Source organism: Pontibacter cellulosilyticus, from assembly GCF_014306105.1.
Classification (GTDB): Bacteria; Bacteroidota; Bacteroidia; order Cytophagales; family Hymenobacteraceae; genus Pontibacter; species Pontibacter cellulosilyticus.
In genome coordinates this window covers 257,519-283,102 of record NZ_JACRVF010000002.1, presented here as the reverse complement: position 1 = coordinate 283,102, position 25,584 = coordinate 257,519, and the positions used below count along the sequence as shown (strand labels likewise).

Annotated in this window: 36 protein-coding genes; 6 read left to right on the top strand and 30 right to left on the bottom strand. The window is 42.9% G+C overall.

Annotation, left to right across the window (positions count from 1 at the left end):
- The first annotated feature begins 51 nt into the window (after window positions 1-51).
- The 3 genes from H8S84_RS08950 (at window position 52) to H8S84_RS08940 (ending at window position 3,293) form a co-directional block, all read left to right on the top strand.
- The gene (locus H8S84_RS08950) at window positions 52-945 is read left to right on the top strand and encodes a class I SAM-dependent methyltransferase (protein WP_187066982.1); all 894 of its coding nucleotides are present in this window, start codon (window positions 52-54) and stop codon (window positions 943-945) included.
- Between the two features lie 101 nt (window positions 946-1,046).
- Window positions 1,047-2,141, top strand: a complete 1,095-nt coding sequence (locus H8S84_RS08945) for an ion channel (protein ID WP_187066981.1) — start codon at window positions 1,047-1,049, stop codon at window positions 2,139-2,141.
- Window positions 2,142-2,351: 210 nt separating this feature from the next.
- Window positions 2,352-3,293 (top strand): Ppx/GppA phosphatase family protein, encoded by a 942-nt coding sequence (locus H8S84_RS08940; protein WP_187066980.1) that lies wholly within the window; start codon window positions 2,352-2,354, stop codon window positions 3,291-3,293.
- Window positions 3,294-3,640: 347 nt separating this feature from the next.
- On the opposite strand, the gene H8S84_RS08935 is transcribed toward H8S84_RS08940, so the two are convergent.
- The gene (locus tag H8S84_RS08935) at window positions 3,641-6,016 is read right to left on the bottom strand and encodes a tetratricopeptide repeat protein (protein WP_187066979.1); all 2,376 of its coding nucleotides are present in this window, start codon (window positions 6,014-6,016) and stop codon (window positions 3,641-3,643) included.
- A gap of 213 nt (window positions 6,017-6,229) precedes the next feature.
- Here H8S84_RS08935 and H8S84_RS08930 point away from each other — a divergent pair, with 213 nt between their 5' ends.
- The 3 genes from H8S84_RS08930 to H8S84_RS08920 are packed head-to-tail and all read left to right on the top strand — an operon-like array spanning window position 6,230 to window position 8,583.
- The gene (locus H8S84_RS08930) at window positions 6,230-7,300 is read left to right on the top strand and encodes an Ldh family oxidoreductase (protein WP_187066978.1); all 1,071 of its coding nucleotides are present in this window, start codon (window positions 6,230-6,232) and stop codon (window positions 7,298-7,300) included.
- A gap of 3 nt (window positions 7,301-7,303) precedes the next feature.
- Window positions 7,304-7,642 (top strand): hypothetical protein, encoded by a 339-nt coding sequence (locus H8S84_RS08925; RefSeq protein ID WP_187066977.1) that lies wholly within the window; start codon window positions 7,304-7,306, stop codon window positions 7,640-7,642.
- An 11-nt stretch (window positions 7,643-7,653) separates the two neighbouring features.
- A complete protein-coding gene (locus H8S84_RS08920; protein ID WP_187066976.1) occupies window positions 7,654-8,583 on the top strand; it encodes an alpha/beta hydrolase in 930 nt (309 codons plus the stop codon).
- 104 nt (window positions 8,584-8,687) lie between these two features.
- Here the strand turns inward: H8S84_RS08920 and hscA are convergent, their stop codons facing one another.
- The 29 genes from hscA to rpsS all read right to left on the bottom strand — a co-directional run bounded on the left by hscA (window position 8,688) and on the right by rpsS (window position 25,583).
- Entirely contained in the window at window positions 8,688-10,553 is a 1,866-nt protein-coding gene (gene hscA, locus H8S84_RS08915; RefSeq protein ID WP_187066975.1) for a Fe-S protein assembly chaperone HscA, read from the bottom strand.
- 219 nt (window positions 10,554-10,772) lie between these two features.
- Window positions 10,773-11,069: an FtsB family cell division protein gene (locus H8S84_RS08910; RefSeq protein WP_187066974.1), complete on the bottom strand. Its 297-nt coding sequence runs from the start codon at window positions 11,067-11,069 to the stop codon at window positions 10,773-10,775.
- Window positions 11,070-11,159: 90 nt separating this feature from the next.
- Window positions 11,160-12,437, bottom strand: a complete 1,278-nt coding sequence (gene eno, locus H8S84_RS08905; protein ID WP_187066973.1) for a phosphopyruvate hydratase — start codon at window positions 12,435-12,437, stop codon at window positions 11,160-11,162.
- A gap of 22 nt (window positions 12,438-12,459) precedes the next feature.
- Window positions 12,460-13,572 (bottom strand): glutamine-hydrolyzing carbamoyl-phosphate synthase small subunit, encoded by a 1,113-nt coding sequence (gene carA, locus H8S84_RS08900; RefSeq protein ID WP_187066972.1) that lies wholly within the window; start codon window positions 13,570-13,572, stop codon window positions 12,460-12,462.
- A gap of 76 nt (window positions 13,573-13,648) precedes the next feature.
- Entirely contained in the window at window positions 13,649-14,155 is a 507-nt protein-coding gene (rplQ, locus tag H8S84_RS08895; protein WP_187066971.1) for a 50S ribosomal protein L17, read from the bottom strand.
- Between the two features lie 70 nt (window positions 14,156-14,225).
- The gene (locus H8S84_RS08890) at window positions 14,226-15,215 is read right to left on the bottom strand and encodes a DNA-directed RNA polymerase subunit alpha (protein WP_187066970.1); all 990 of its coding nucleotides are present in this window, start codon (window positions 15,213-15,215) and stop codon (window positions 14,226-14,228) included.
- A 37-nt stretch (window positions 15,216-15,252) separates the two neighbouring features.
- Complete coding sequence (gene rpsD / locus H8S84_RS08885) at window positions 15,253-15,858, bottom strand: 30S ribosomal protein S4 (RefSeq protein ID WP_187066969.1); 606 nt, start codon at window positions 15,856-15,858, stop codon at window positions 15,253-15,255.
- Window positions 15,859-15,880: 22 nt separating this feature from the next.
- Window positions 15,881-16,273, bottom strand: a complete 393-nt coding sequence (gene rpsK / locus H8S84_RS08880; protein ID WP_187066968.1) for a 30S ribosomal protein S11 — start codon at window positions 16,271-16,273, stop codon at window positions 15,881-15,883.
- A 9-nt stretch (window positions 16,274-16,282) separates the two neighbouring features.
- Window positions 16,283-16,660, bottom strand: coding sequence for a 30S ribosomal protein S13 (gene rpsM / locus H8S84_RS08875; RefSeq protein ID WP_187066967.1), 378 nt, complete (start codon window positions 16,658-16,660; stop codon window positions 16,283-16,285).
- Window positions 16,661-16,669: 9 nt separating this feature from the next.
- Window positions 16,670-16,786, bottom strand: coding sequence for a 50S ribosomal protein L36 (rpmJ, locus tag H8S84_RS08870; protein ID WP_007654264.1), 117 nt, complete (start codon window positions 16,784-16,786; stop codon window positions 16,670-16,672).
- Window positions 16,787-16,791: 5 nt separating this feature from the next.
- Window positions 16,792-17,010, bottom strand: a complete 219-nt coding sequence (gene infA, locus H8S84_RS08865) for a translation initiation factor IF-1 (protein ID WP_187066966.1) — start codon at window positions 17,008-17,010, stop codon at window positions 16,792-16,794.
- A 3-nt stretch (window positions 17,011-17,013) separates the two neighbouring features.
- Complete coding sequence (map, locus tag H8S84_RS08860; RefSeq protein WP_187066965.1) at window positions 17,014-17,784, bottom strand: type I methionyl aminopeptidase; 771 nt, start codon at window positions 17,782-17,784, stop codon at window positions 17,014-17,016.
- Between the two features lie 3 nt (window positions 17,785-17,787).
- Window positions 17,788-19,104, bottom strand: coding sequence for a preprotein translocase subunit SecY (secY, locus tag H8S84_RS08855; protein ID WP_187066964.1), 1,317 nt, complete (start codon window positions 19,102-19,104; stop codon window positions 17,788-17,790).
- Window positions 19,105-19,109: 5 nt separating this feature from the next.
- Window positions 19,110-19,556: a 50S ribosomal protein L15 gene (rplO, locus tag H8S84_RS08850; RefSeq protein ID WP_187066963.1), complete on the bottom strand. Its 447-nt coding sequence runs from the start codon at window positions 19,554-19,556 to the stop codon at window positions 19,110-19,112.
- 1 nt (window position 19,557) lies between these two features.
- Window positions 19,558-19,737, bottom strand: coding sequence for a 50S ribosomal protein L30 (gene rpmD, locus H8S84_RS08845; protein ID WP_187066962.1), 180 nt, complete (start codon window positions 19,735-19,737; stop codon window positions 19,558-19,560).
- Between the two features lie 5 nt (window positions 19,738-19,742).
- The gene (gene rpsE / locus H8S84_RS08840) at window positions 19,743-20,261 is read right to left on the bottom strand and encodes a 30S ribosomal protein S5 (RefSeq protein WP_187066961.1); all 519 of its coding nucleotides are present in this window, start codon (window positions 20,259-20,261) and stop codon (window positions 19,743-19,745) included.
- 5 nt (window positions 20,262-20,266) lie between these two features.
- Window positions 20,267-20,614, bottom strand: coding sequence for a 50S ribosomal protein L18 (gene rplR, locus H8S84_RS08835; RefSeq protein WP_187066960.1), 348 nt, complete (start codon window positions 20,612-20,614; stop codon window positions 20,267-20,269).
- An 8-nt stretch (window positions 20,615-20,622) separates the two neighbouring features.
- The gene (gene rplF / locus H8S84_RS08830) at window positions 20,623-21,177 is read right to left on the bottom strand and encodes a 50S ribosomal protein L6 (protein ID WP_187066959.1); all 555 of its coding nucleotides are present in this window, start codon (window positions 21,175-21,177) and stop codon (window positions 20,623-20,625) included.
- 14 nt (window positions 21,178-21,191) lie between these two features.
- Window positions 21,192-21,590, bottom strand: a complete 399-nt coding sequence (rpsH, locus tag H8S84_RS08825) for a 30S ribosomal protein S8 (protein WP_187066958.1) — start codon at window positions 21,588-21,590, stop codon at window positions 21,192-21,194.
- A 90-nt stretch (window positions 21,591-21,680) separates the two neighbouring features.
- Window positions 21,681-21,950: a 30S ribosomal protein S14 gene (gene rpsN / locus H8S84_RS08820; RefSeq protein ID WP_187066957.1), complete on the bottom strand. Its 270-nt coding sequence runs from the start codon at window positions 21,948-21,950 to the stop codon at window positions 21,681-21,683.
- A gap of 5 nt (window positions 21,951-21,955) precedes the next feature.
- Window positions 21,956-22,510 carry a 50S ribosomal protein L5 gene (rplE, locus tag H8S84_RS08815; protein WP_187066956.1) on the bottom strand — a complete coding sequence of 185 codons (555 nt, stop codon included), beginning with the start codon at window positions 22,508-22,510 and terminating at the stop codon, window positions 21,956-21,958.
- A gap of 1 nt (window position 22,511) precedes the next feature.
- Window positions 22,512-22,832, bottom strand: coding sequence for a 50S ribosomal protein L24 (rplX, locus tag H8S84_RS08810; protein ID WP_187066955.1), 321 nt, complete (start codon window positions 22,830-22,832; stop codon window positions 22,512-22,514).
- An 18-nt stretch (window positions 22,833-22,850) separates the two neighbouring features.
- The gene (gene rplN / locus H8S84_RS08805) at window positions 22,851-23,219 is read right to left on the bottom strand and encodes a 50S ribosomal protein L14 (RefSeq protein ID WP_147920494.1); all 369 of its coding nucleotides are present in this window, start codon (window positions 23,217-23,219) and stop codon (window positions 22,851-22,853) included.
- Between the two features lies 1 nt (window position 23,220).
- A complete protein-coding gene (gene rpsQ, locus H8S84_RS08800; RefSeq protein ID WP_187066954.1) occupies window positions 23,221-23,478 on the bottom strand; it encodes a 30S ribosomal protein S17 in 258 nt (85 codons plus the stop codon).
- Window positions 23,479-23,492: 14 nt separating this feature from the next.
- A complete protein-coding gene (rpmC, locus tag H8S84_RS08795; protein WP_187066953.1) occupies window positions 23,493-23,693 on the bottom strand; it encodes a 50S ribosomal protein L29 in 201 nt (66 codons plus the stop codon).
- A gap of 3 nt (window positions 23,694-23,696) precedes the next feature.
- Window positions 23,697-24,119, bottom strand: coding sequence for a 50S ribosomal protein L16 (rplP, locus tag H8S84_RS08790; RefSeq protein ID WP_187066952.1), 423 nt, complete (start codon window positions 24,117-24,119; stop codon window positions 23,697-23,699).
- A gap of 31 nt (window positions 24,120-24,150) precedes the next feature.
- Entirely contained in the window at window positions 24,151-24,906 is a 756-nt protein-coding gene (rpsC, locus tag H8S84_RS08785; protein ID WP_187066951.1) for a 30S ribosomal protein S3, read from the bottom strand.
- A gap of 3 nt (window positions 24,907-24,909) precedes the next feature.
- Window positions 24,910-25,302, bottom strand: a complete 393-nt coding sequence (gene rplV / locus H8S84_RS08780; protein ID WP_187066950.1) for a 50S ribosomal protein L22 — start codon at window positions 25,300-25,302, stop codon at window positions 24,910-24,912.
- Between the two features lie 2 nt (window positions 25,303-25,304).
- Window positions 25,305-25,583: a 30S ribosomal protein S19 gene (rpsS, locus tag H8S84_RS08775; RefSeq protein WP_187066949.1), complete on the bottom strand. Its 279-nt coding sequence runs from the start codon at window positions 25,581-25,583 to the stop codon at window positions 25,305-25,307.
- Window position 25,584: the final 1 nt, after the last annotated feature.

Below are 25,584 nucleotides of genomic sequence, written 5' to 3'. Positions count from 1 at the left end.
GAGTAATTTTGCTGCTTAAGCGGGGCACGCCCTGAAATAAACGACAAAGATATGTATTCCTTTTTAACAACAGAAAACTGGGCTGACTATGAGTTGGTTGATTCCGGAAATTTTGAAAAGCTGGAGCGTTTTGGCCAGTATTATGTAGCTCGCCCCGAACCACAAGCCATCTGGGACAAGCACCTGCCCGAGCAGGAATGGCAGCGCATGGCCAATGCGGTGTTTACCCGCGACAAAGGCAGCCAGGAGAAAGGCCAGTGGAAACTGAAAAAAGGAATGCCCGAACAATGGTTTATCGACTATAAGTATAATGAGCTGAAGCTGCGCTTCAGATTGGGGCTGTCGTCGTTTAAACACGTAGGTCTGTTTCCGGAGCAGGACAGTAACTGGAAGTTTATTTATAACACCACCCGCAGCCTGAAGACACCGCAGCCAAAAGTACTGAACATGTTTGCCTACACCGGTGCCGCCACCCTTGCTGCCAAAGCCGCCGGAGCCGACGTTACCCACCTTGACTCTATTAAGCAAGTTAACTTTTGGGCCCGTGATAACATGGAAGCCAGCAACCTGGACAACGTGCGCTGGATTGTAGAGGATGCCATGAAGTACGCCCGCCGCGAAGTAAAACGTGGCAACAAGTATAACGGCATTATCCTGGACCCGCCAAGCTACGGTCGTGGCCCCAACGGTGAGAAATGGCAACTAGAAGATGAGTTGAATGAGATGATAAAACTCTGCCGCGAAATGCTGGACGGCACGGATTACTTCCTGCTGATAAATCTCTACTCCATGGGTTTCTCGGCGCTGGTACTGGACAACCTGATGCGGGAGACGTTCGGAGAGATGGTGAAGAATGAGGAACTGGGGGAGTTATACCTGCTGGATGGTGGCAAGCGTAAACTACCTTTAGGTACATTCTTTAGATTTACTTCAATAAAGAAATAACTCTGTAATAAGATGCTGGTTGGCTAGACAAGGTAAACCAAACTATTAGTTGTGAACACCCGTTGTCATTTTCTGACAGCTAGTTAATCAATGATAGTTCTATGCGTATCAGATACCTTTTAGCTTTTATCCATATCTTAATTGGTTTTGCAGCCCCAGTTACTGCCTTTGGCCAGACAGATACTACCGACATGCAAGCGGGGCGTCAGCTTATAGTTGGCGTACATCCGCAACCGCCCTATATCATCAAAGGTGATAATGGTTCTTGGGATGGTATCAGTGTACGCTTATGGCGTGATGTAGCCGAAGACATGGAAATTACCTATCGCTTTGTGGAGATAACACCTGATTCGGCAAGTAAGGTGTTGCTACAGGAGGAAGTAGACGTGTTTCTGTTAGGAGATGTAACCGAAGAAGCTGATAAACAGGTAGACTTTAGCCACATTTACCACACAGCTCAAATGGGTGCTGCCTTGTCACAAACAAATAACCTGTCCTCTATTGCAAAATCCTTCTTCAGCAAACGCTTCTGGTATATTGCGGCTATGTTGTCGGTACTGCTGCTCATCGTAGGTACAATTATCTACTTTGTAGAGCGAAAACAAAATGAAGATAATTTCGGAGGAGATCGGTCTGTAGCAGAAGGCATTGGCTCCGGATTCTGGTGGGCAGGCGTAACAATGACCACCATAGGCTATGGCGACAAGGCACCTATTACTTTTTGGGGACGTGCTATTGCCTTAGTTTGGATGTTGATAGCCATGGCTGTTACAGCTGTACTCACTGCCTCCCTTGTTTCGGCAGTTATGGGTAGTGCAGCGAAAAAAATATCTGTACCACAAGACCTCCGAAACATGAAAATTGCAGCTGTAGTAGGCTCTGGCGCTGCAAAATATATGCGGGAAGAAAGGGTTTCTTTTCAGGAGTTTTCTGATTTAACAGAATCCTTGGAAGCAATAAAAAAGCAGAAACTAGACGCTGTTTTACATAGTGTTCCTGCTCTAAGGTATACCATCAGCAGTGATCCTGACCTTTCGCTTCAGGTACAGCCAGTGCAGATTGATCCAACATACTACGCTTTTGCCTTAGCCCCTGATAGTCCTTTGAGAGAACCTATAAACTTGGCTTTGCTCCGAGTAATTAAGACTCCCTTATGGCAACAGGAGTTACAGCGATTTATACCTGAAAAACAATAAGATCAAAAATGCTATACTGACATGTGGTTACAGGAGAAGCTTCTATAATTAAGTATAAATAGCTCTTATGATGAATTTCGTGCTTGAAGCCACAGTAAAGCATCTTAACTTGTACCGGTAAATTTTGAAAGGCTGCTGAATATAGAAGCAAGTTTTCTATTACAAAACGTAACCCGAAACAACAGTTTAAACTTATACCTCACCTCCCTCATGAAACAACGCCTCGCACTAATCGACATGGGCACAAATACTTTTCACCTGCTTATTACAGAAGTAGAGGAAGATGGAAAGCTACATGATTTTGTAAGAACCAAGGTACCGGTGCGGTTGGGCAAAGGCGGCATCAGCAACGGAGCTATAACACCAGAAGCAGCGGAACGAGCACTTCATACGCTCAAGGATTTCAGGAGGCAGATAGATGAGTATAACGTAGAGACGGTTCGGGCCATGGCTACCAGCATGGTGCGCAACGCATCCAACGGCGACGATTTTGTGAAAGACATTTACAAGCAAACTGATATACAAGTTGAAGTAATAGACGGAGCCCGCGAAGCAGAACTGATCTACTACGGCGTACGCTCAGCAGGTGTGCTGGACAGGAAAACGGCTCTGATCATGGATATTGGCGGTGGTAGCGTAGAGTTTATCATCTGCAATGATCAGGAGATATTTTGGAAGCAGAGTTTCGAGGTAGGTGCACAGCGCCTGATGGACCAATTCTTTACCGAAGACCCGATTGCTCCGCAAAGTATAGCCGCCGAAAAGTCTTATATTGAAGAAAAGCTACAGCCGTTAACTGCTGCTGTAGAAAAGTATAAACCAACCGTACTGGCAGGCTCCTCCGGCACCTTCGATACCATCTGCGACATAGATGCCCTCAGCAAAGGCGACACCTCCAGACAGCAGGCACAACCCGCTGCCACTTACTTAGCTATTACCGATTACTATAATATTCACCACGACCTGCTGCGTAAAAACCACGAAGAGCGTCTTGCTATACCGGGTATGCTCGAGATGCGTGTGGATATGATCGTGCTGGCAAGTATAGTGGTAGACTTCGTGCTGCAAAAATATAACCTGCAGGAGATTCGTGTATCGGCTTATGCCTTAAAAGAGGGTGTGCTGCAGCAGGCGCTGGCTAGTATGTCATAGTTATTTTTGCCAGAACCATGGTATTCTGGGTTTAAACGATTTTTATGATTGCCTTCAGTACCGGGTCCAACCACCCCTAACCCCTCCTTATCCAAGGCGGGGAATACTGCTGTTACTCTAGCTTAAGTATAGGCTCTGTAGCTTCTGCTTAACCCACCTTCTACCAAAATCCTTGACAAGATTACAAAATCTAGAATTCTGGTACTATTGTGATGGCAGTAAAAGAAGTAAGTAAAAGTTCCCCGCCTTGGATAAGGAGGGGTTAGGGGTGGTTGGACCAGGTGTTGGTAAAAATAAAAAGCCCCGAAAGTATAAACTTACGGGGCTTCCAAATCTATTAAACAGTTCTATCCTAATTTTGCTAAGCGCTTCCGCTCTTTCACATAAGCCTTGCGCAGCTTCTTAAGACCTTTGTGACTTTGAGTGTACTGGGCAGCTACAGTCTTGGCGTCATGCCATGGTCCGGTTCCGGCATCTTTCAGCGCCAGCTGCTTACCTAGTTGCTCCTGCACCTTCTTAGTTTTGCGTTTGGCGTAGCCTCTGTCCAGCAGAGACGTTAGTAACTGCACCGCTACCTCTTCTTCCTGGATGCTGGCAAAGTATGATACGACGTGCGCAGTAAAATCTTGCCTGTTGTTTTCCTTTGCAAAATTAAAGAGCGACACGTGGTTCAGGCCAAACTTACCTACACCCTTATCTACATAATAAGCACGCGCTTGCTCATATAGTTGCACCGCATCAGCATAACGTTTGGTAGATACGTGGCGGTTTGCATCCTCCAGCATGCGCTGGTAAGTTGCTGCGACCAAAATCTCGTTACGGCCATCTTTGGCTGTGAAAGTGGCAACATTGCAATCTGCTTTTTCATCAGCCGCTTTAATCGCAGCCATAAATGCTTGGTCAGCGGCAACGTATTTTCTTTGGCTGATCAGGTCTCTTGCATTCTGGTAGTGTTTGTCGTAAGCAACCTGGGTATTTACGCACTCCTGGGTAAAGATACGCTCACGCAGCAGGTTATACTTGTTCAGCACTTCCGCATCATTTTTCAAACCATAGCGTTCCTGCATGGCTGTGGCTGCTGAGGCAGTAGCACGTGCATTGCTCAGCCTGTTTTGCATGGCCTGCTCATAGCCCTCTGTTAACTTAGCTATAAGTATAGGTTTGGCGGCTTTCTGGGCCAAAGCACCTAATTCCTGAACAGGTTTAAAAGTATAACGGCTCTCTAACTCAAGGGCACCCTCAAATTCACGTAAAGCGGCATCATAATTTTGCTGGCTCAGGTAGCGTTTGCCTAGGTCTATGTGCTGCAGGTAGTACTGGAACTTTACCTGACCCATCAACTCAGTTGCCTCCTGCTCACGGCTCAGCGCAAAATCATAGTCTCTCTGGAAAGCTAAAGCCTCACCTGCCACACGCTCCGCTTCTCTTAAATCGTTACGATCAAGCAGGCGCTTGCCATTGTCTACCAAAGCACGATAAACACCCAAAGCGGCTCTGCCCTCCCCTTCGGCTAAGGCTGTTGTATTGCAGCGCAGGCCACGAACGGTGCTACACAACTCACGAGCCTCTGCAAAAGACGCCAGCGCATTATGATAATCGCCACGGGTAGTTAAGGTGTTGCCGCTGCTAATGTAGGCACCGTAGATATCGTACATCAGCTCCAGGGCGATGGCTTCTGTCTCACGGTCTACGCGCATACTTGTAAACACATCGCGGGTGCGGTTGGATGCCTCACGTATGTAGCCTCCCATAAAATCCAGACGGGCAAGTTCTACGTGTGCAGGCGCAAAACGTGGGTTAGCCTCCACAGCTTTCATAAAGTATACTTGTGCCCCAGAACGGTTGCCACGCTGCATTAAGCTCAAGCCACGGTTAAAGAACTGCTGGTCCAGAGTGGCTAAGGTATGGTTAATAGCGCGACGGCGGTCCTGAAGGGTTTCCTGCAGCTGTGTTAGCTTGTAGTTCAGGCGCTGCGGATCGTTCTTCTCTAGGTTTAGCTTCTCTGCCAACTGGCCCTTCAGGTTAGCGTGCAGCACCTCCATCTCCTTCAGGTTGCGGTCCTGCAGCTCAATTCTGTCCACGTCATCCGGACGAATATGCGCTACCTCCTGCAACGCACGCTGTATTTTAGCCTCTGCTGCGAAGTATTCCTTTACGAGATTCAAGCGCTCTTTTACACGGTTCTCACTCTCGTAAGTATAGTTTACCTGCTTCTCCTCTATCTTCAGCTTAAAATTCTGGTTAGCCGCTGTATCCGGTATAGTTGCCTGCAGCATATTCTGGTTATCACCGTGCAAGCCGAGGCGCTGGTTTGTGAACTCCTTTACCTTTTCGTTTTTGCTGTTCAGCAGCCATACTTTATACTTTAGTTCTTCTGGCTTCAGTACATCTGCTAAATCAAATCCTTTGTTATTGATATCACCGGTAACCGTCACATTCTTCAGGTTAACCTGCAGCAGCAGTTGATCGCCGGTATCGGTGATGCGGGCATGCTGCTCCAGGCGCACGGTAAACTCCGGTTTGCGGTTTGGGCGGCCGCCACCCTGGGCGGTTACCTGAGCATTTTCTAATAAGATGATAATGCTGTTGAGGGAGGCTTGGCTGCTGTTGCCATACTTCATCAGATAGGTATCAGAAGTAGTTTCCTCAAAAACAATTTTGGTTTGCGCCTGTACCGTATTTACAGCCAGCAGCAGCGATAAAAGAAGTAGAGCTTGTCTCATAAAGCTAATGTGTTAGAACCTGATTTGCCAAAGACAAAATCTGTTCCATAAAATAGAATTAAGCTGCGAAAGTATATAAAAAGTATATATTAAACTCGCTATCAGGCTTTAAAACTTCTGTAAATCTTTTAGTTACAGAAAGGCGAAGTATAAAATTGAGCCATTGGTTTGATTATTTCTTAATTTGCCGCCTTTTAACAGCGCTTATACTTTATGTATTCATATAAACAGCTTTTTGATTTTACAGAGCAGGTCTTCCTGAGCATGGGGTGCCCGGCTAAGGATGCTAAACTAGCCTCAGAAGTGCTCTTAGAGGCCGATTTACGCGGAGTTGATTCACATGGAGTGGCTCGCCTAAGTGGTTATGTTCGCCTATGGGAAGCAGGCCGTATCAATGTTAAGCCTAAAGTGCGCGTAGTACACGAAACACCCAGCACCGCGACTGTAGACGGAGACGGAGGCTTGGGTCTGGTTGTAGCGCCTCAGGCTATGCTCATCGCTATTGAGAAAGCTACAAAAGTTGGTACCGGCTGGGTATCGGTAAAGAACTCGAACCACTTTGGTATTGCCGGCATACATGCCATGGAGGCACTTAACCACGATATGATAGGCATGGCCATGACAAATGCTTCGCCGCTTGTGGCCCCTACTTTCTCTACAGACAGAATGCTGGGTACTAATCCTATTGCCGTAGCCGTTCCTACTAAAAACCAACCTGCGTTTGTAGCCGATTTTGCCACCGCCTCTGCCGCCAACGGAAAACTGGAGATACTGCAGCGCAAAGAGAAAAAAGCGCCCGCAGGCTGGATACAGACCAAAGAAGGCCAGCGCTCTACTAATGCCAATGAGTTAAAAGATGGCGGAGCGTTGTTGCCACTCGGCAGCGACAAAACACACGGCAGCCATAAAGGATATGCACTGGCTTCTATCGTTGATATTTTCTCTGCTGTGCTATCAGGTGCCAACTATGGCCCATGGGTACCACCGTTTGTTAGCTTCCTCTCTCCTCCTGAAAATCCGGTAGGTGAAGGTATAGGTCACTTTTTAGGCGCTATGCGCATCGATGCGTTCCGTCCGGCTGATGACTTTAAAGAGCATATGGATAACTGGATTGAGACCTTCCGTAAAGCCAATGTAGTGAAAGGCCAGAAAAACGTGGTGATTCCCGGCGACCCTGAACGTGAGATGACGGAGAAGCGCTTGAAAAAAGGCATACCCTTACTTTCACCAGTAGAGCGTGACCTGAAGTCTCTGGCTAAGAAGTTTAAACTGAAATTTAACTAAAGCATGGCATCTGCACCAGCATCTGTTTTTAAGACAATAGGCCTAGGCTCAGGCAAGCGAAGTATGCTGATGCTGGTATTGGTGTGGATTCTTAATGTAGCGTGGCTGGGGCTTAATTATTTCTGGAGGTTAGCCTCTGTTGATGTGCTGTTGGCAGTACTTATACTTTCTCTGGCCTATGCCGTTGCAGCGCTCATCGCCTACATTTATTGGGGCGTGCGCGATGTACGGGAGAAAGAGGCTCCCTACGCAAACCTGATGGTGGGAATAATTGTAGCGCTTACCTTGCTATACTTTAACTTTGAGTTGCTGCAGATTGTACTGCGGGCTTTAGACAAATAACTCGTTCTATTATGCGCTCTTGCTTTCAATTACTCCTGCTGGCTTTTGTATTTTCATTTCAAATTGCAACGGCCCAAACAATAGAGCGCCTGTACAATATTAGCCCGACAGATACGGCCAGCAACTACACGTTGGTTATCAAACCGGCCTCGAAAACTCAAGGCATGATTTTGATTTTCCCTGGATTTGGAGAAAAGCCTGCTGATGTGTTAAAAGAGACAAGCTTACCCACGAAAGCCGCCAATGCCGGCTACGTGGTGGCCATACCTTATATCAGCAATAACACAGCTCTATCCTTAACTGATGCAAAGCAAAAGCAAGTAGACCAATTGATCCAAAATCTAAAGCAAAAGTATAAACTACAAAGAGGAAAATTGATTGTGGGAGGCTTTTCGATGGGTGGTACGGCGGCAGTTAAATTTGCAGAGTATAGCCTTACAACCAGCACAAGTCCAAAAGTACACGCGCTGTTTGCTGTTGACCCGCTTCTGGATTTGGAACGCTTCGAACGAGCTGTTCAAAAAGCAGTACATCGTAGCAAAGCGAGTGGTTCGAAGCGTATGATGGGAATGTTACAAAGCATGTTGATAGCCGACTTTGGCTCGACACCGCTACAAACACCAGAAAAATACTACAACATTTCGCCGTATGCCTACTCCGATACTACCTGTACGGCCATTAAACCGCTGCGGCACTTACCTATACTTATTTTCTCTGAGCCAGATGCAGAAAACCAGTTTAATGCGAACCACCGCGACCTCTACGACTTAAACACCGCCGACTGTACCGCTATGATTGCTGACTTGCAGAGTATGGGAAACGGCAAGGCTACACTTATACTTACCACAGGTAAAGGCCGACGAGCAGATGGCACTTTAAATCCACATGCTTGGTCTATACTACAGGTGGATAAAACCATTAGTTGGCTTAACTCCCTCTAGCACTTAAATACTTAAACAAAAGCGCCGACAGAATCTACTGCCGGCGCTTTTGTTTAAGTATATTATAAATGCCCCTAGCCTTTTAGATAAGGGCAATCTAAATCTTATTCGATCTTCTTACCCTGCATAGCCTGCTTAATGGAGATCTGCATCACACGCTCGGCAAATGGGCTGGTCTGTTCCTCCAAAGTATCCACTGCGGCATAAATGGCATCTTTGTCGCCTCCGGCTGCTAACACATCTCTTAGGTTCTGCAAATTCTTACGCGTTAGTTCTATCTCCTCCTGCGTCAGGTGCTCACCATTTTTTTCGATAAAGCGCTCTACCTGGTACAGCATCTGCTCCGCAGTAGAACGTGCCTCGATTTGCATACGAGCGGCAACGTCTTCTTTAGCATTCATCAGCGAGTCCATCAGCATCTGCTCTACCTGCTCGTCTGTTAGGCCATACTGCGGCTTAACCTCTACCTCCTGGCGCACTCCTGATCGTAACTCAACGGCCTCTACCTTCAATATACCATCAGCATTAAGTATAAAATTCACATCTACTTTCGGGAAACCGGCTGGCATGGCAGGTATACCTTTTAGATCAAACTCGGCTAGCTTTCTGTTTTCCTTTACAAGATCACGCTCTCCCTGGTAAACCGAGATTTTCATGTTCACCTGCCCATCTATAGAAGTAGTATACTGGCGACCTGCTTTGGTTGGGATCTTAGAATTACGCGGGATGATTGGGTCCATTAGCCCACCCATAGTTTCGATACCCAGTGTAAGCGGTGTTACGTCCAGCAGCAAGATATCTTTACGGTTGCCAGCCAGTATATCAGCTTGTATGGCAGCGCCAAGGGCAACTACCTCATCCGGATTAAGTGAGTTGTTGGCAGGCTTACCGAAGAACTCTGACACTGCATCGTATACCATTGGCACACGCGTAGAGCCACCCACCATGATCACAGCATTAATCTGCTCCGGCTGTAGCTTCGCATCAGTCATGGCCATACGGCAGCTTTCTATAGTTCTGGCTACAATTGGCGCTATCAGTGTTTCAAAGGTATGGCGCTCTATGTGGCAGTCAATTTTACCATCGATGTTGCTGGTGTATACTTCTTGTGAGCTTAGCGCTTTCTTTGCTTCCTCGGCTCTAAGACGCAGTTCCTGTTGCAGGTGCTTGTCTTCGTTTACCGTGTCTGCAATCAGCTCATTCTCTTGTATCCAATGGTTGATGATAGCACGGTCAAAGTCATCGCCACCCAAGTAAGTATCACCGTTAGTAGAGAGCACTTCAAAAATGCCTTGGTGTATGCTGAGTATTGAGATATCAAATGTACCGCCACCTAAATCATACACAGCTACTGTTTTCTCCTCTGCTGGGTCTATACCTATACCATAAGCAAGTGCCGCGGCTGTTGGTTCGTTTACAATTCGCAGTACTTCTAGTCCGGCCAGCTTACCGGCATCGCGGGTTGCCTGACGCTGTGAATCATTAAAGTATGCCGGTACGGTAATTACAGCACGGTTAACAGGGGTTTTAAGCGAATGCTCTGCGCGCTCTTTCAGCTCCTTCAGTATCTCTGCTGATAGCTCAATTGGGGAGTAGAACTTATCCTGCACACGTACTTTTACAAGCCCCTCGCTATTATCGTCGATGATCTTGTATCCAAAATAATCTTTGTGCTCGCCAAGGTCCTTATAAGATTTACCTAGCAGGCGCTTTACAGAATAAATGGTGTTTGCCGGATCGGTAGTAAGGTAATCTTTAGCCTCTGTACCTACTACAGTCTCGCCATTTGGACTGAAGTGCACAACAGAAGGCACAATTGTACCGCGGCCCTGGTCATTTATTGCGATAGGCGTTTTATCTTCAGGATGAATGTAGGCCACTAAGCTGTTGGTTGTGCCTAAATCTATACCTACAATTACTTCTTCTTGCTGTATGGAACCCGTTGAAAGGTTTATTGCAACTTTTGCCATAGTTTTTCTTTTTCATGAGGCCTCTGTTTAACTGAACAGTGGCTTACAGCACAAAGTTACGAATAATTTGGGGAGGGTTTAAGGATGAGCAACTGTTACTCTACTTCCAAGGCCCAGAGCAAAGTATGGACAGGTATAAAAAGCAAAAGCGGCCCAATTGAACCGCTCTGTATGTGAAGTATAAATTTGTATCAGAACCCGAGTCTCACAATTCTCCTGCTACTCCTCTTTTGGCACTATAATAAATACATCCTCATTAGGACGCTTCATCAGATACTTTTCACGAGCAAACTTCTCCAGTAGTTCCGGGTTTCCCATCAGCTCACGACGATCTTTCTCAACTTCGGCCATCTTCTCTAGGTAATGTTCCTTTTCTTTCTCCAGCTCTCTTAGTTGCTGGCGCATCTGGAACTGTGTTACAAAATCATTGGAATCGAAAAAGAGCATCCATACCAGGAACGCAGCCGTGGTAATAAAATAGTAATTGCGGAAGAATTTCGGAATGCGCTTGATCATGGACTAAAACTACAGAGGTACTTATACAAAAATAAGGCTGTGAGTCAGAAAACCCACAGCCTTAGCCATAAAAATTTTATGTCCAGTATATTAGAACTTTTTACCAGGATAATAAGCTACCTCGCCAAGCTCCTCTTCAATGCGAAGCAACTGGTTATACTTAGCCATTCTGTCTGAACGAGACGCCGAACCAGTTTTGATCTGGCCAGTGTTTAGAGCTACTGCCAGGTCAGCAATAGTGTTGTCTTCTGTCTCACCAGAACGGTGGCTCATAACACTCTTATAGCCGTGGCGAAGGCCAAGGTTAATTGCGTTGATAGTCTCAGTAAGTGTACCGATCTGATTTACTTTGATCAGAATAGAATTTGCTACGCCTTTATCTATACCCTGCTGCAGACGCTCTACGTTCGTTACAAACAGGTCATCGCCTACAAGCTGTACTTTGTCTCCGATCTTCTCAGTCAGTTCTTTCCAGCCATTCCAGTCGTCTTCAGCCATACCATCCTCGATAGAGGCAATTGGGTACTTCTCAGTCCACTCTTTCCAGTAGCTAACCATATCAGAAGAAGACAACTGATCTCCTGTAGATTTCTTGAAAGTATACTTACCTGTAGAAGCATCGTAGAATTCTGAGCTAGCCGCGTCCATAGCGATCAACATATCATCGCCAGGCTTGTATCCAGCAGCTTCAATTGCCTGCAATACTACCTCAATAGCCTCAACGTTAGAAGCAATGTTCGGAGCAAAGCCACCTTCATCACCTACGTTTGTAGATAAGCCTTTCTTCTTCAGTACATTCTTCAGGTGGTGGAACACCTCTGAACCCATACGAAGTGCCTCCGAGAAAGAAGGAGCGCCAACCGGCATGATCATAAACTCCTGGAAATCGATAGAATTATCTGCATGGCTGCCACCGTTCAGGATGTTCATCATCGGTACAGGCAATGTATTGGCGTTAACACCACCTATATAGCGGTAAAGTGGCATGTTAAGCTCTAGCGCAGCTGCACGGGCCATAGCCAACGATACACCAAGTATGGCATTTGCACCTAAGTTACCTTTGTTTGGCGTACCATCCAGCTCGATCATGATCTTGTCAAGCAGGTTCTGCTCAAACACAGGAAAACCAACAAGCTCTTCAGCGATCTTCTCGTTTACATTCTTAACGGCCTGCATTACACCTTTGCCCATGTACTTGCTCTTGTCATTGTCGCGCAGTTCTACTGCCTCATGCACACCCGTAGATGCACCAGAAGGCACAGCAGCACGGCCAAGTATACCGTTTTCAGTTATTACATCTACCTCTACAGTAGGATTACCTCTAGAATCAAAGATCTGTCTTGCTTTAATATCTGTTATTAAGCTCATTGGATTGTTTTTAACTATAGTTCTACTTGTTTTTATTCTGTTCTAAAAGAGCCACAAAATCATCAAACAAATATGTTGAATCGTGCGGCCCCGGCGAAGACTCCGGGTGGTACTGTACAGAGAAGGCAGGTTTCGTCTTCATTCGAATACCTTCGATAGTATTATCATTCAAGTTAATGTGTGTAACCTCTACCTCCGGATGGTTTTTAAGCTGTTCTGCATCCACCACAAAGCCATGGTTCTGGCTTGTAATTTCGCTTCTGCCTGTCAGCAAATTTTTAACAGGATGATTTAGTCCCCTGTGCCCGTTGTGCATTTTGTAAGTAGCTATGCCATTTGCCTGAGCCAACATCTGATGCCCCATACAAATACCAAACATTGGCCTGTGCTTCTCCAAAATTTGTTTCACACTGTCAATTGCAACTTTCGTAGCAGCGGGGTCTCCCGGGCCATTAGAGATAAAGTAGCCATCAGGGTTCCACTTCTCCATCTCTTCAAAAGGAGTATTGTACGGGAATACCTTCACTTCGCAGCCTCTGGCCATCAGATTGTTTAAGCTGTTACGCTTTACGCCAAGGTCGAGTACTGCAACTCTATACTTTACTTCTTCTGGTTTGAACTCATATACTTCAGGAGTACTAACATGTGAAGCAAGCTCTAAACCGTTCATAGATGGCACATCAGCCAACTTCTTACGCAATTCTTCGACATCAGTTATTTCAGATGATATGATGGCATTCATCGCGCCTTTATCCCGGATGTGGCGTACAAGTGCGCGGGTGTCAATTTCACATATACCAACAATACCAGCTTTCTCAAAATACTCCTGAAGAGATCCTTCAGCAGTTTTTCTTGAATAGTGATGAGAAAAGTCTTTACATACCAATCCACTGATTTGTACCTTATCCGATTCTACTTCTTCGTGCTGCACACCATAGTTGCCCACATGAGAAACTGTGTTAACAACTAGCTGCCCATAATAAGACGGATCAGTAAATATTTCCTGGTAACCGGTCATGCCAGTATTGAAGCAAAGTTCACCACCTGTGGTACCTGTGCGGCCAAGGCTCTTGCCCTTAAAAATTGTACCGTCCTCTAAAAGAAGAACAGCTTCAGAAGATATATGCTTTTTCATTTTAAAGATTTACTACAAAAATAAAAAAGGGACACGACTAACGTCATGTCCCTTTCAAAATATTTAAAGGCGATCCTTATTCAGCATCTTTTGCCTCATCTTTTGATTCAGTAGCAGCTGCTTTTGTTTCAGTAGCAGAAGCTTCATCCTTTTTCTTACCAGAAGAACGACGACGAGTTTTCTTAGCACCTGTAGTAGCTGCTGCTGCTGATGTCAGCATATCCTCGTTGTAATCTACTAGCTCGATAACACACATTTCTGCATTGTCACCTAGTCTGTAGCCAGTCTTCAGAATACGAGTGTATCCACCTGGTCTTCCTGCAATCTTAGAAGATACTTCATCAAAAAGCTCTTTTACAGACTCTTTGTTCTGCAGGTAAGCAAATACCGTTCTTCTTGAGTGAGTAGTATCGTTTTTAGACTTTGTTAGCAGAGGCTCTACATACTTACGTAATGCTTTAGCCTTAGCTACCGTAGTAGAAAGACGCTTGTGTAAAATTAAAGACGATGCCATGTTTGAAAGCATTGCCTTGCGGTGAGAAGCTGTTCTACCTAAGTGATTGATTTTTTTACCGTGTCTCATTGTTATGATTTGTGCACGGGCATACCGTCGATCAACCTAAAGCGGGATCGGGAATTATGCCGTAAATTAATTATTCTTCTTCTAATTTATACTTAGAAAGGTCCATACCGAAGGTTAAACCCTTCTCCTGCACTAGGTTTTCCAGTTCAGTTAAAGACTTCTTACCGAAGTTTCTGAATTTCATCATGTCAGAAATATCCAGCTGCACCAGGTCGCCAAGAGTTTTGATGTCGGCTGCCTTTAAGCAGTTGTAAGCTCTAACAGAAAGATCCATGTCCTGCAATGAGGTCTTTAGAACCTTACGCATATGAAGCATTTCTTCGTCAACGGCCTCCTCTTCTTCTGGCTTAGCAGTCTCAAACGTCATTGTGTTGTCAGAGAACAGCATAAAGTGCTGAATCAGAATGTTAGCCGCACCTTTCAATGCATCTTCTGGGTGAATAGAACCGTCAGTCTGTATATCAAGTATAAGTTTTTCGTAGTCAGTCTTCTGCTCTACACGCGTATTTTCAACGCTAAACTTAACATTCTTGATTGGAGTAAAGATGGCATCGATAGAGATAAGACCGAATACCTGATCCTGAGCTTTGTTCTCTTCAGCTGGAACGTAACCACGTCCCTTCTGAATAGTTAGCTCAATCTCTAGTGTAATGTTCTTATCTAAATGACAGATTACCAGATCAGGGTTAAGTACTTCAAAGCTAGAAGTAAACTTATTAATATCACCAGCAGTGAAAGTATCCTGACCGCTAATAGTAACTGTTATTTTATCATCGATAACTTCGCTTACTTTTTTGAAGCGAACCATTTTCAGGTTCAGAATGATGTCAGAAACATCCTCAACCACGCCTTCAACAGACGAAAACTCATGCAGTACACCAGGTACGCGGATGCTAGAAATTGCATATCCTTCAAGAGAAGAAAGCAGAATTCTGCGTAACGCATTACCAATGGTTACACCGTAACCTTTTTCAAGCGGCTTGAATTCAAATAAACCATGAAAGTCGTCAGCTTTTTCCATTACAACTTTCTCTGGCATTTGAAATGCTAATATTGACATACTTGCAGTGTTAAAGGTTAAAAATTGATTAAGCTGATTACTTAGAGTAAAGCTCGACAATAAGCTGCTCCTGAATTTTCTCAGGAATCTGCTCGCGGTCCGGAGTAGCTACTAGCTTACCAACCATTTCTGCTGCGTTCCACTCTAACCAGCTAAATGCACGTGGGTTACGTACAGATAAGCTAGTTGTAATAGCCTCAAGAGATTTAGACTTCTCTCTTACAGCTACAGCATCACCAACTTTTAAGCTATATGATGGGATGTTTACCACCTCGCCATTAACAGTAATATGCTTATGAAGAACAAGCTGACGAGCAGCTCTTCTTGTAGGAGCAATACCTAAACGGTAAACTGTATTATCTAATCTAGATTCAAGAAGGATCAATAAGTTCTCACCAGTGATACCGCCTTTTCTATGAGCTTTATCAAATAGGTTAGCAAATTGCTTTTCTAAAACACCATAGATGTATTTAGCCTTCTGCTTCTCCGCTAACTGAACAGCGTACTCAGACTGCTTCTTACGACGGCCACGACCGTGCTGCCCTGGAGGATAGCTTTTCTTTTTAAGTGCTTTGCTTGGGCCAAAGATCTCTTCATTGAATTTTCTGGAGATCTTGCTTTTAGGACCAGTATATCTTGCCATTTTATTTAATCTACTTTAAAAATTAAACTCTTCTGCGTTTAGGAGGACGACATCCGTTGTGAGGAAGTGGAGTAACGTCTTTGATAGCTGTTACTTCGATTCCTGAATTCTGAACAGTACGGATGGCGGACTCTCTACCTGCACCAGGACCTTTAACGAAAACTTCAGCTTTACGCATGCCTAGGTCATAAGCAACCTTAGCGCAATCTGAAGCTGCCATTTGTGCAGCGTAAGGAGTGTTCTTTTTAGAACCTTTGAAACCCATTTTACCAGCAGAAGCCCAAGAGATAACTTGTCCTGCGTTATTGGTTACAGATATAATAATATTATTGAAAGAAGCTTTAATGTGTACTTGGCCAGTTGGTTCTACAACTACGACACGCTTTTTAGCTTTATCTTTTCTTTTCTGAGCCATGATTAATGATTATTTAGAAGCTTTCTTCTTGTTTGCAACTGTCTTACGCTTGCCTTTTCTAGTGCGCGAGTTGTTCTTCGTGCGCTGTCCACGTACTGGAAGACCTTTACGGTGTCTTAAGCCACGGTAGCAACCAATGTCAAGAAGACGCTTAATATGTAATTGCACTTCTGATCTTAAAACACCTTCTGTCTTGTGATCAGCAGCAATGACATTTCTAATTTCATTTGCTTCATCTTCAGTCCAGTCTTTCACCTTTTTGTCAAGATCCACCCCGGCCTTTTGTAAGATAGTCTGAGACAAATTGCGACCAATACCATAAATGTAAGTTAGTGCGATTTCGCCTCTTTTGTTATCCGGAATATCTACTCCTGCTATTCTAGCCATAATTGATAATTATCCTTGTCTTTGTTTATATCTTGGATTTTTTTTGTTGATTACATAAAGCTTCCCCTTACGGCGGATAACTTTACATTCAGCACTTCTCTTTTTTACTGATGCTTTAACTTTCATTGTATTTATTTATATCGATAAACAATTCTTCCTTTAGTTAAATCATAAGGTGACATTTCTAATTTTACTTTATCTCCAGGAAGAATTTTGATATAATGCATTCTCATCTTTCCTGAAATGTGAGCTATCACCTGATGACCGTTTTCAAGCTCTACACGGAACATTGCATTTGATAAAGCTTCAACTATAGTTCCGTCCTGCTCGATTGATGACTGTTTCGCCATTAATTATTGTTTAGCTTGTTTTATATATTCAAAACTTGTTAAAATCTCTGCTTTATCTTTTCTCACTACAACAGTATGTTCAAAGTGAGCAGATGGTTTATTGTCTCTGGTTTTGATCGTCCATCCATCATCCTCTTGCACTATATTTCGTGTGCCTAAGTTGATCATAGGTTCGATGGCGATAACTAAACCATTCTGCAATTTGATGCCCTGACCACGACGACCGTAATTAGGAACCTCCGGAGCCTCGTGTAAGTTCCTTCCTAACCCGTGTCCAACAAGTTCGCGCACAACACCATAGCCCTTATTCTCGGCATGTTGCTGTACGGCAAAGCTGATATCTCCTAGTCTGGATCCAACAGTCGCTTTTTCAATCCCCTTGTATAAGGATTCTTCCGTTACTGTTAATAGCTCCTTCACTTCATCATTAACATTACCTACAGCATGCGTGTAAGCGCAGTCACTGTGATAAGCCTTGTGATAAACACCACAATCGACAGAAATAATATCTCCGTCTTTTATGATGTATTCACTTGGCATTCCATGAACTACTGTAGAGTTTACAGAAATGCACAAGCTGTATGGGAAACCGTTATAGTTCTTGAAAGAGGGCTTAGCGTTATGATCAAGTATAAACTCCTCAGCTCGCTTGTCCAATTCAAGTGTAGATACACCCTCTTTCACAAGAAGAGCTATTTCGCCATGTGCTTTGCTTAAAATCAAAGCACTTTGGCGAATTAGCTCAATTTCTTCTTCAGTTTTGTAAAATATCATTTATTAAGAAACCATGGCAATGTTCTCTGTTCTGCCTCTAAGCTTTCCAGACTTCATCATACCATCGTAATGTCTCATTAGTAAATAACTCTCGATCTGCTGTAATGTATCAAGTACAACACCAACCATAATGATAAGAGAAGTACCTCCAAAAAACTGGGCGAATTCTCTAGTCACTCCCAACAACATAGCAATGGAAGGGAAGATGGCTACAAGTGCTAAATAAATGGCACCCGGCAGAGTTATCTTAGTTAAGATTGTATCTATATATTCTGATGTAGCACGACCAGGTTTTACACCAGGTATGAATCCACCGCTTCTCTTTAAATCATCTGCTATCTGGTTAGGATTAACGCTGATCGCAGTATAGAAATAAGTAAACAGTAAGATCATGATACCAAATACAAGGTTATACTGCCAAGATGTAAAATCTGAGAAAGTAGCGCCAATGTAATTAGCAGTATCGTTAGAATCAGCCCATATTGATGCTATCATAGATGGCAAGAACATCAGAGACTGAGCAAAAATAATTGGCATTACACCTGCAGCATTCACTTTTAATGGAATGAACTGACGCTGGCCGCTGTATAAGGAGTTACCTCCGACCTGCTTAGCATACTGAACTGGAATTCTTCTTATCGCCTGTGTTAACATAACAACAGACATCACAACAAAGAACAGCACAATAATTTCGAACAGGAACAATAAAGCTCCATTTATCTGCTTAGATAGAGCTTCAGCTAAAATTGCACCTGGGAATCTGGATATGATACCAATCATGATCAGCATGGAAATACCATTGCCAATTCCTTTATCAGTAATCTTTTCACCTAACCACATACAGAAGATAGTACCTGAAGTCAGTACAATCATTGAAGTGATCGTGAATAAAGTGGTATTGATAGCAATTGCCTCTGCATTAATTGTAGCTACAAAGCCAACAGCCTGTGCTAGTGTTATTATAATAGTTAGAACTCGGGTGATTTGGTTGATTTTCTTTCTACCAGACTCACCCTCCTTCTGCATCTTTTGGAAATAAGGTACAGCGATTGTTAATAACTGCAACACAATAGAAGCAGATATGTAAGGCATAATGCCTAAAGCAAAGATGGAAGCATTGCTAAATGCTCCACCTAAGAAAGTATCTAACAAACCAAATAAGCCTTCCGTATTAGCTTGTAACTGGTTAGGATCAACGCCAGGAAGAACTACAAAAGAACCAAGTCTAAATATGGCTATGAAACCAAGAGTATTTAAAATCCTTACCCTTAGATCTTCAATTGTCCAAATGTTCTTAATAGTTGTTAGAAATTTCTTCATATCTACTAGATCGCTACTGTTTTTCCGCCTGCCTTTTCAATAGATTCAGTAGCTGACTGAGAGAAAGCGTGAGCATGTACTTCAACACCTTTATTGATCTCGCCTCTACCTAAAACTTTAACTTTATCGTTCTTGGATACTAGACCGTGTGCTTTGAAGAAATCAAAGTTAAACACTGTCTCGTTAGTTGACTCTGCAAGAGACTGAATAACATCTAAGTTGATAGCTTTGTACTCAACTCTGTTGATGTTTTTAAATCCATACTTTGGAACACGTCTCTGAAGTGGCATTTGACCACCTTCGAAACCAGACTTCTGAGAATATCCAGAACGAGATTTAGCACCTTTATGACCTCTTGTAGAAGTACCGCCTCTACCTGATCCAGTACCTCTACCAATCCTTTTGCGAGACTTGATAGCCCCTTCTGCAGGTTTTAAAGAGTTTAAATACATTTTAAATATCTTTTACTACTACTAAGTTATGAACCTTGTTTACCATTCCAGCAATCTGTGGTGTATATTCAACAGTTACTGATTTATTGATTTTGCCAAGACCTAAAGCTTTAATAGTAAGCTTCTGGTTCTTAGGTCTGTCAATAATGCTTTTGATTTGTGTTATTGTAACCTGAGCCATTTCAATTAACCATTAAATACTTTCTGAAGATTTACACCTCTTTGCTGTGCAACAGCCAAAGGATCACGCATCTTAGATAATGCATCGAATGTAGCTTTAACTACGTTGTGTGGGTTAGATGAACCTTTAGACTTACAAAGTACGTCCTTAATTCCGGCACTCTCTAATACAGCACGCATCGCACCACCAGCAATTACACCAGTACCTGGCGCAGCTGGCTTAACTAATACGAAGCCCCCTGAGTATTTGCCTTCCATTGCATGAGGCACTGTGTTATGATATACTGGAACCTTTACAAGGTTCTTCTTAGCATCATCAATACCTTTTGCAATAGCATCAGTTACTTCGTTAGCCTTACCTAATCCGTAACCTACAACACCGTTTCCGTCGCCTACAACAACGATGGCTGCAAAGCTAAATCTTCTACCACCTTTAACAACCTTGGCAACGCGATTAATAGCTACTACTTTCTCTTTTAATTCGATTTCGCTAGCTTTTACACTACGTATATTATTCTTCAACATAATTTTTAGAATTTAAGGCCAGCTTCACGAGCGCCTTCTGCCAATGATTTTACTTTACCGTGGTATAGGTAACCTGAGCGATCGAACACTACCTGAGTAATACCTTTCTCAAGGGCTTTGGCAGCTAGGTCTTTTCCTACTTGGTTAGAAGTTTCGATGTTCGCCTTTGCATCATCTAGCTTAGCTGAAGAAGCAGCTACTAAAGTTTTACCAGTAGTATCATCTATTATCTGTGCATAGATAGCTTTATTGCTTCTAAATACAGACAGTCTTGGCCTTTCAGCAGTACCAGATATTTTGTTCCTGATACTTTTCTTAATTCTAAGTCTTCTTGTTACTTTATTAGCAGACATGATGATGATTATTTAGATGCTGTCTTACCAGCTTTTCTTCTGATTACTTCACCAACGAAGCGTATACCTTTACCTTTGTAAGGTTCAACTTTACGTAGTGATCTGATTTTTGCAGCAACCTGACCTAACAACTGCTTGTCATTACTCTCCAAAGTGATCACTGGAGCCTTACCTTTCTCAGTCACAGCAGTTGCTGAAACCTCAGAAGGAAGTGTCATGAAAATATTATGTGAGTAACCTAAAGCCAGCTCAAGAACACTTCCTTGTACCGTTGCTTTGTAACCTACACCTACAAGCTCTAACTGCTCTTTGTATCCTTCACTAACACCAACAACCATATTGTTGATCAGTGATCTGTAAAGGCCATGCATAGCTTTGTGACGCTTCTGCTCAGTTGGACGCTCAACTATAATTTGGTTATCCTGCTGCTTAACAATAATATCTTTGTCAACTGCAGTACTTAAAGAGCCTTTTGGCCCTTTAACTGTTACCACATTATCATTAGCAACGCTAACTTCAGTATTATTAGGCAGAGTGATTGGCAATTTTCCTATTCGTGACATTGTCTATCCTCCTATTAATAAACGTAACACAACACTTCGCCACCGATCTTCTGTGACTTAGCTTCTTTCTCTGTCATCACGCCTTTAGAAGTAGACAATATAGCGATACCCAAGCCATTTAATACTCTTGGCAAAGTCTCACTTCCAGCGTATTTGCGTAGCCCTGGCTTACTTACCCTTTCTAAATTAACAATAGCAGATTGCTTAGTGTTAGGGTTATACTTCAGAGCTATTTTGATTGTACCTTGTACCGCAGAGTCTTCAAATTTATAACTTTGAATATACCCTTTGTCGTACAATACTTTTGTTATCTCTTTTTTTATCTTGCTAGATGGTATTTCAACTATTCTGTGGTTTGCTTTTATGGCATTACGCACTCTAGTTAAATAATCTGCTATTGGATCTGAGTTCATTACGAAACACTTAAATAATGAATGCTTACTCTAAGCGAGCGGCAAAGATACGAATATCTTTTTTACTTTCTTACTCTTGTAAGAAAATAATTACCAGCTCGACTTTGTTACTCCAGGAATTTTACCCATAACAGCTAGTTCTCTGAACAGAACACGTGAGATACCGAATTTTCTCATATATCCTCTTGGACGTCCAGATAACTTGCAACGGTTATGTAACCTAACAGGCGATGCATTGCGTGGCAATTTGTCCAGCGCATCATAATCACCATTAGCTTTAAGTTCAGCTCTTTTAGCAGCATACTTAGCTACTAATTTTTGTCTTTTAAGCTCTCTAGCTTTTACTGCTTCTTTAGCCATTTTTCTTATTTCTTAATATTGGTGAAAGGCATACCGAATGCTTTGAGCAACTCATAGCTCTCTTCATCAGTATTTGCAGTTGTAACAAAAGTAATATCCATACCTGTGATGGATTTAATTTTGTCGATGCTGATCTCCGGGAAAATGATTTGCTCTTTGATACCTAAAGTATAATTACCGCGGCCATCAAAACCTTTTTCACTTACACCTCTAAAGTCACGAACACGTGGTAGTGCTATAGTCAAAAGACGGTCAAGGAACTCGTACATTTTCTCGCCTCTTAAAGTAACTCTTGCACCAATAGGCATACCTTCACGAAGCTTGAAGTTTGAAACTGACTTCTTCGCGATTGTAGCAACAGCTCTTTGACCAGTAATTGTTGATAATTCATCAACACCTATGTCCACTAACTTTTTGTCAGCGACAGCAGCTCCTATACCTTTATTGATAGAGATTTTAGTGATTTTAGGCACCTGCATTACGTTCTTATACTGGAACTTCTCTTTCAGGGCAGGCACTACCTCATTCTGGTATTTTTCTTTTAGTCTTGTAGTTGCCATCTTAGATTACTTCTCCTGTTTTTTTAGAATAACGCTCTGTTTTTCCTTCGCTGTTTTTTCTGCTTCCTGCTTTTAATGTCTCACCTTTAGCATCAACTAAAGCAACATTGCTTGCATGGATAGGAGCTTCAACTTTAGAGATTCCACCCTGAGGGTTCTTCGCACTTGGTTTCGAATGCTTCGTTACCAGGTTAAGTCCTTCAATAGTTACTTTCTGCTTTTCAATGTTAACAGCGATTATGCGGCCTGTCTTGCCACGCTCGTCACCGGCTAGTACTTTAACTGTATCGCCAGTCTTTACATGAAGTTTTTTCTTATTCATCTTAATCTGAATTAGGGATTATAGAACTTCAGGAGCTAACGAAACAATTTTCATGAATTGCTTTTCACGAAGCTCACGTGCAACTGGTCCGAAGATACGGGTTCCACGTGGTTCGTTGTTCGCATTAAGAAGAACTGCAGCATTATCATCAAATCTGATATATGAGCCGTCTTTTCTTCTTACCTCTTTTTTAGTTCTTACGATTACTGCTTTCGAAACAGTACCTTTTTTAACGTTACCAGAAGAAAGAGCTGACTTAACAGTAACTACAATTCTATCTCCTATTGAAGCGTACTTCTTACCAGTACCACCCAATACACGGATACAAAGCACCTCTTTAGCACCGCTGTTATCCGCAACAGTAAGTCTTGATTCCTGCTGTATCATTTTATTTCGCTCTTTCTATTATTTCTACTAAACGCCAGTTCTTGTTCTTGCTTAGTGGACGAGTCTCCTGAATTCTAACATAGTCACCTATGTTGCACTCGTTCTTCTCATCATGAGCCATGAACTTTGTGGACTTGCTAACGAACTTACCGTAAATCGGGTGTTTCATTCTGCTTTCCACTACCACAGTGATAGATTTGTCCATCTTGTTGCTAACAACCTTACCACTTCTTTCTTTTCTAAGATTTCTCTCTTCCATGATTAATTTAAGTATTAAGAGTTAGCTTCAATTTCACGACGACGAATCTCTGTGTTCAGACGAGCAATAAGACGTTTTGTCTCACGAATTCTCATCGGGTTCTCCAACGGAGATATAGCATGTGCAAAACGGATGTTCTGCATGTTGGAGCTCTCAGTGTTAAGCTTCTCTTTCAACTCTTCTAAAGACAAAGCTTTTATCTCTGAATTTTTCATATACTATTTCTCAACGTAATCTCTACGTACTACAAACTTTGTTTTAACTGGCAGTTTCTGAGCAGCTAGTCTTAATGACTCCTTAGCTACTTCTAAAGAAACACCATCAGATTCGAACATGATAGTGCCTGGCTTAACTACTGCTACCCAATACTCTGGGGAACCTTTACCTTTACCCATTCGAACTTCGGCTGGTTTTTTGGTAACAGGTTTATCAGGGAAGATACGGATCCAAACTTGACCCTCACGTTTCATTGCTCTCGTCATCGCGATACGAGCAGCCTCTATCTGGCGGCTGGTGATCCAGGATGCCTCTAGAGATTTGATTGCAAAAGAACCAAAGGAAATAGTACTGCCTCTATGAGCCAGACCTTTCACTCGGCCTTTTTGCATTTTTCTATATTTAGTCCTTTTAGGCTGTAACATTTTCTAAAAACTTAATAATGTTAAAGAACGATTATTGGCGACGCTTACGCTTAGGAGCACCGTCAGGCTTTTTACGATCGCCACGGCCTCTTCTTTCACCACCACCCTGTGCACCAGGGCCACCTTTGCTCTCAAGGCCTGCGTTTGGAGTAAGATCTTTCTTACCATAAACTTCGCCTTTAAAGATCCACACTTTTATTCCCAGTTTTCCATAAACTGTCTGTGCTTCAGAAAGTGCATAATCAATATCAGCACGTAAAGTATGAAGTGGAGTTCTTCCTTCTTTGTAGTGCTCTGTTCTTGCCATTTCAGCACCGCCCAAACGACCTGATACCTGAACTTTGATACCTTCAGCACCAACACGCAGAGCAGAAGCAATCGCTTGTTTCATGGCGCGACGGAAAGAGATACGCGCTTGTAACTGCTGAGCGATAGACTCGCCAACTAGTTTAGCATCAAGCTCTGGACGCTTAATCTCAAAAATGTTGATTTGAACATCTTTGTTAGTAAGCTTCTTAAGCTCTTCTTTAATTTTATCTACTTCCTGTCCACCCTTACCGATTACAACACCTGGACGTGCAGTATTGATAGTGATAGTAATGCGCTTAAGCGTTCTTTCAATTATTATTTTAGAAATACCGCCTTTTGGAATACGCGCTAAGATATATTTTCTGATTTTCTCGTCCTCGATCAGCTTTTCAGCGAAATCTTTACCGCCATACCAGTTAGAATCCCAACCTTTAACGATTCCGAGGCGAAAACCAATTGGATTTACTTTCTGTCCCATTTCTTACTTGCTGGCTTTGTTAGACTTCTTTGATTGCTTCTCGATCTGCTCCTCTGTCATTGTATCAATAACTAGAGTTACATGGTTAGATCTTTTTCTGATTCTATAACCACGGCCCTGTGGAGCAGGACGAAGACGCTTTAACATTTTACCCTCGTTAACAAAGATTTCTTTGATAAAAAGGTTTGCTTCTTCGATGCGAGCATCTTCATTTTTTTGCTGCCAGTTTGATAAAGCAGATAAAAGAAGCTTCTCAAGTTTAGCCGCGCCAGCGTTAGGTTCGAACTTTAGGATACCTAAGGCTTTAGAAACGCTTTTACCACGAATCAAGCCTGCTACTAATCTCATTTTACGAGGAGAAGTAGGCACATTATTTAATTTTGCTACTGCTTCCATGATTAACGCTTGCCTTTATCTTTTTTAGCAATGTGACCTCTGAAGTTCCTTGTTGGAGCAAATTCACCAAGCTTATGACCTACCATGTTTTCAGTAACATAAACAGGGATGAATTTATTTCCATTGTGAACTGCGAATGTATGACCAACGAAATCAGGAGAAATCATTGATCTTCTTGACCAAGTCTTGATAACTGTTTTCTTACCAGACTCGTTCATTACATCTACTTTTTTCTGGAGCCTATAGTCAATATAAGGCCCTTTTTTTAATGATCTAGCCATT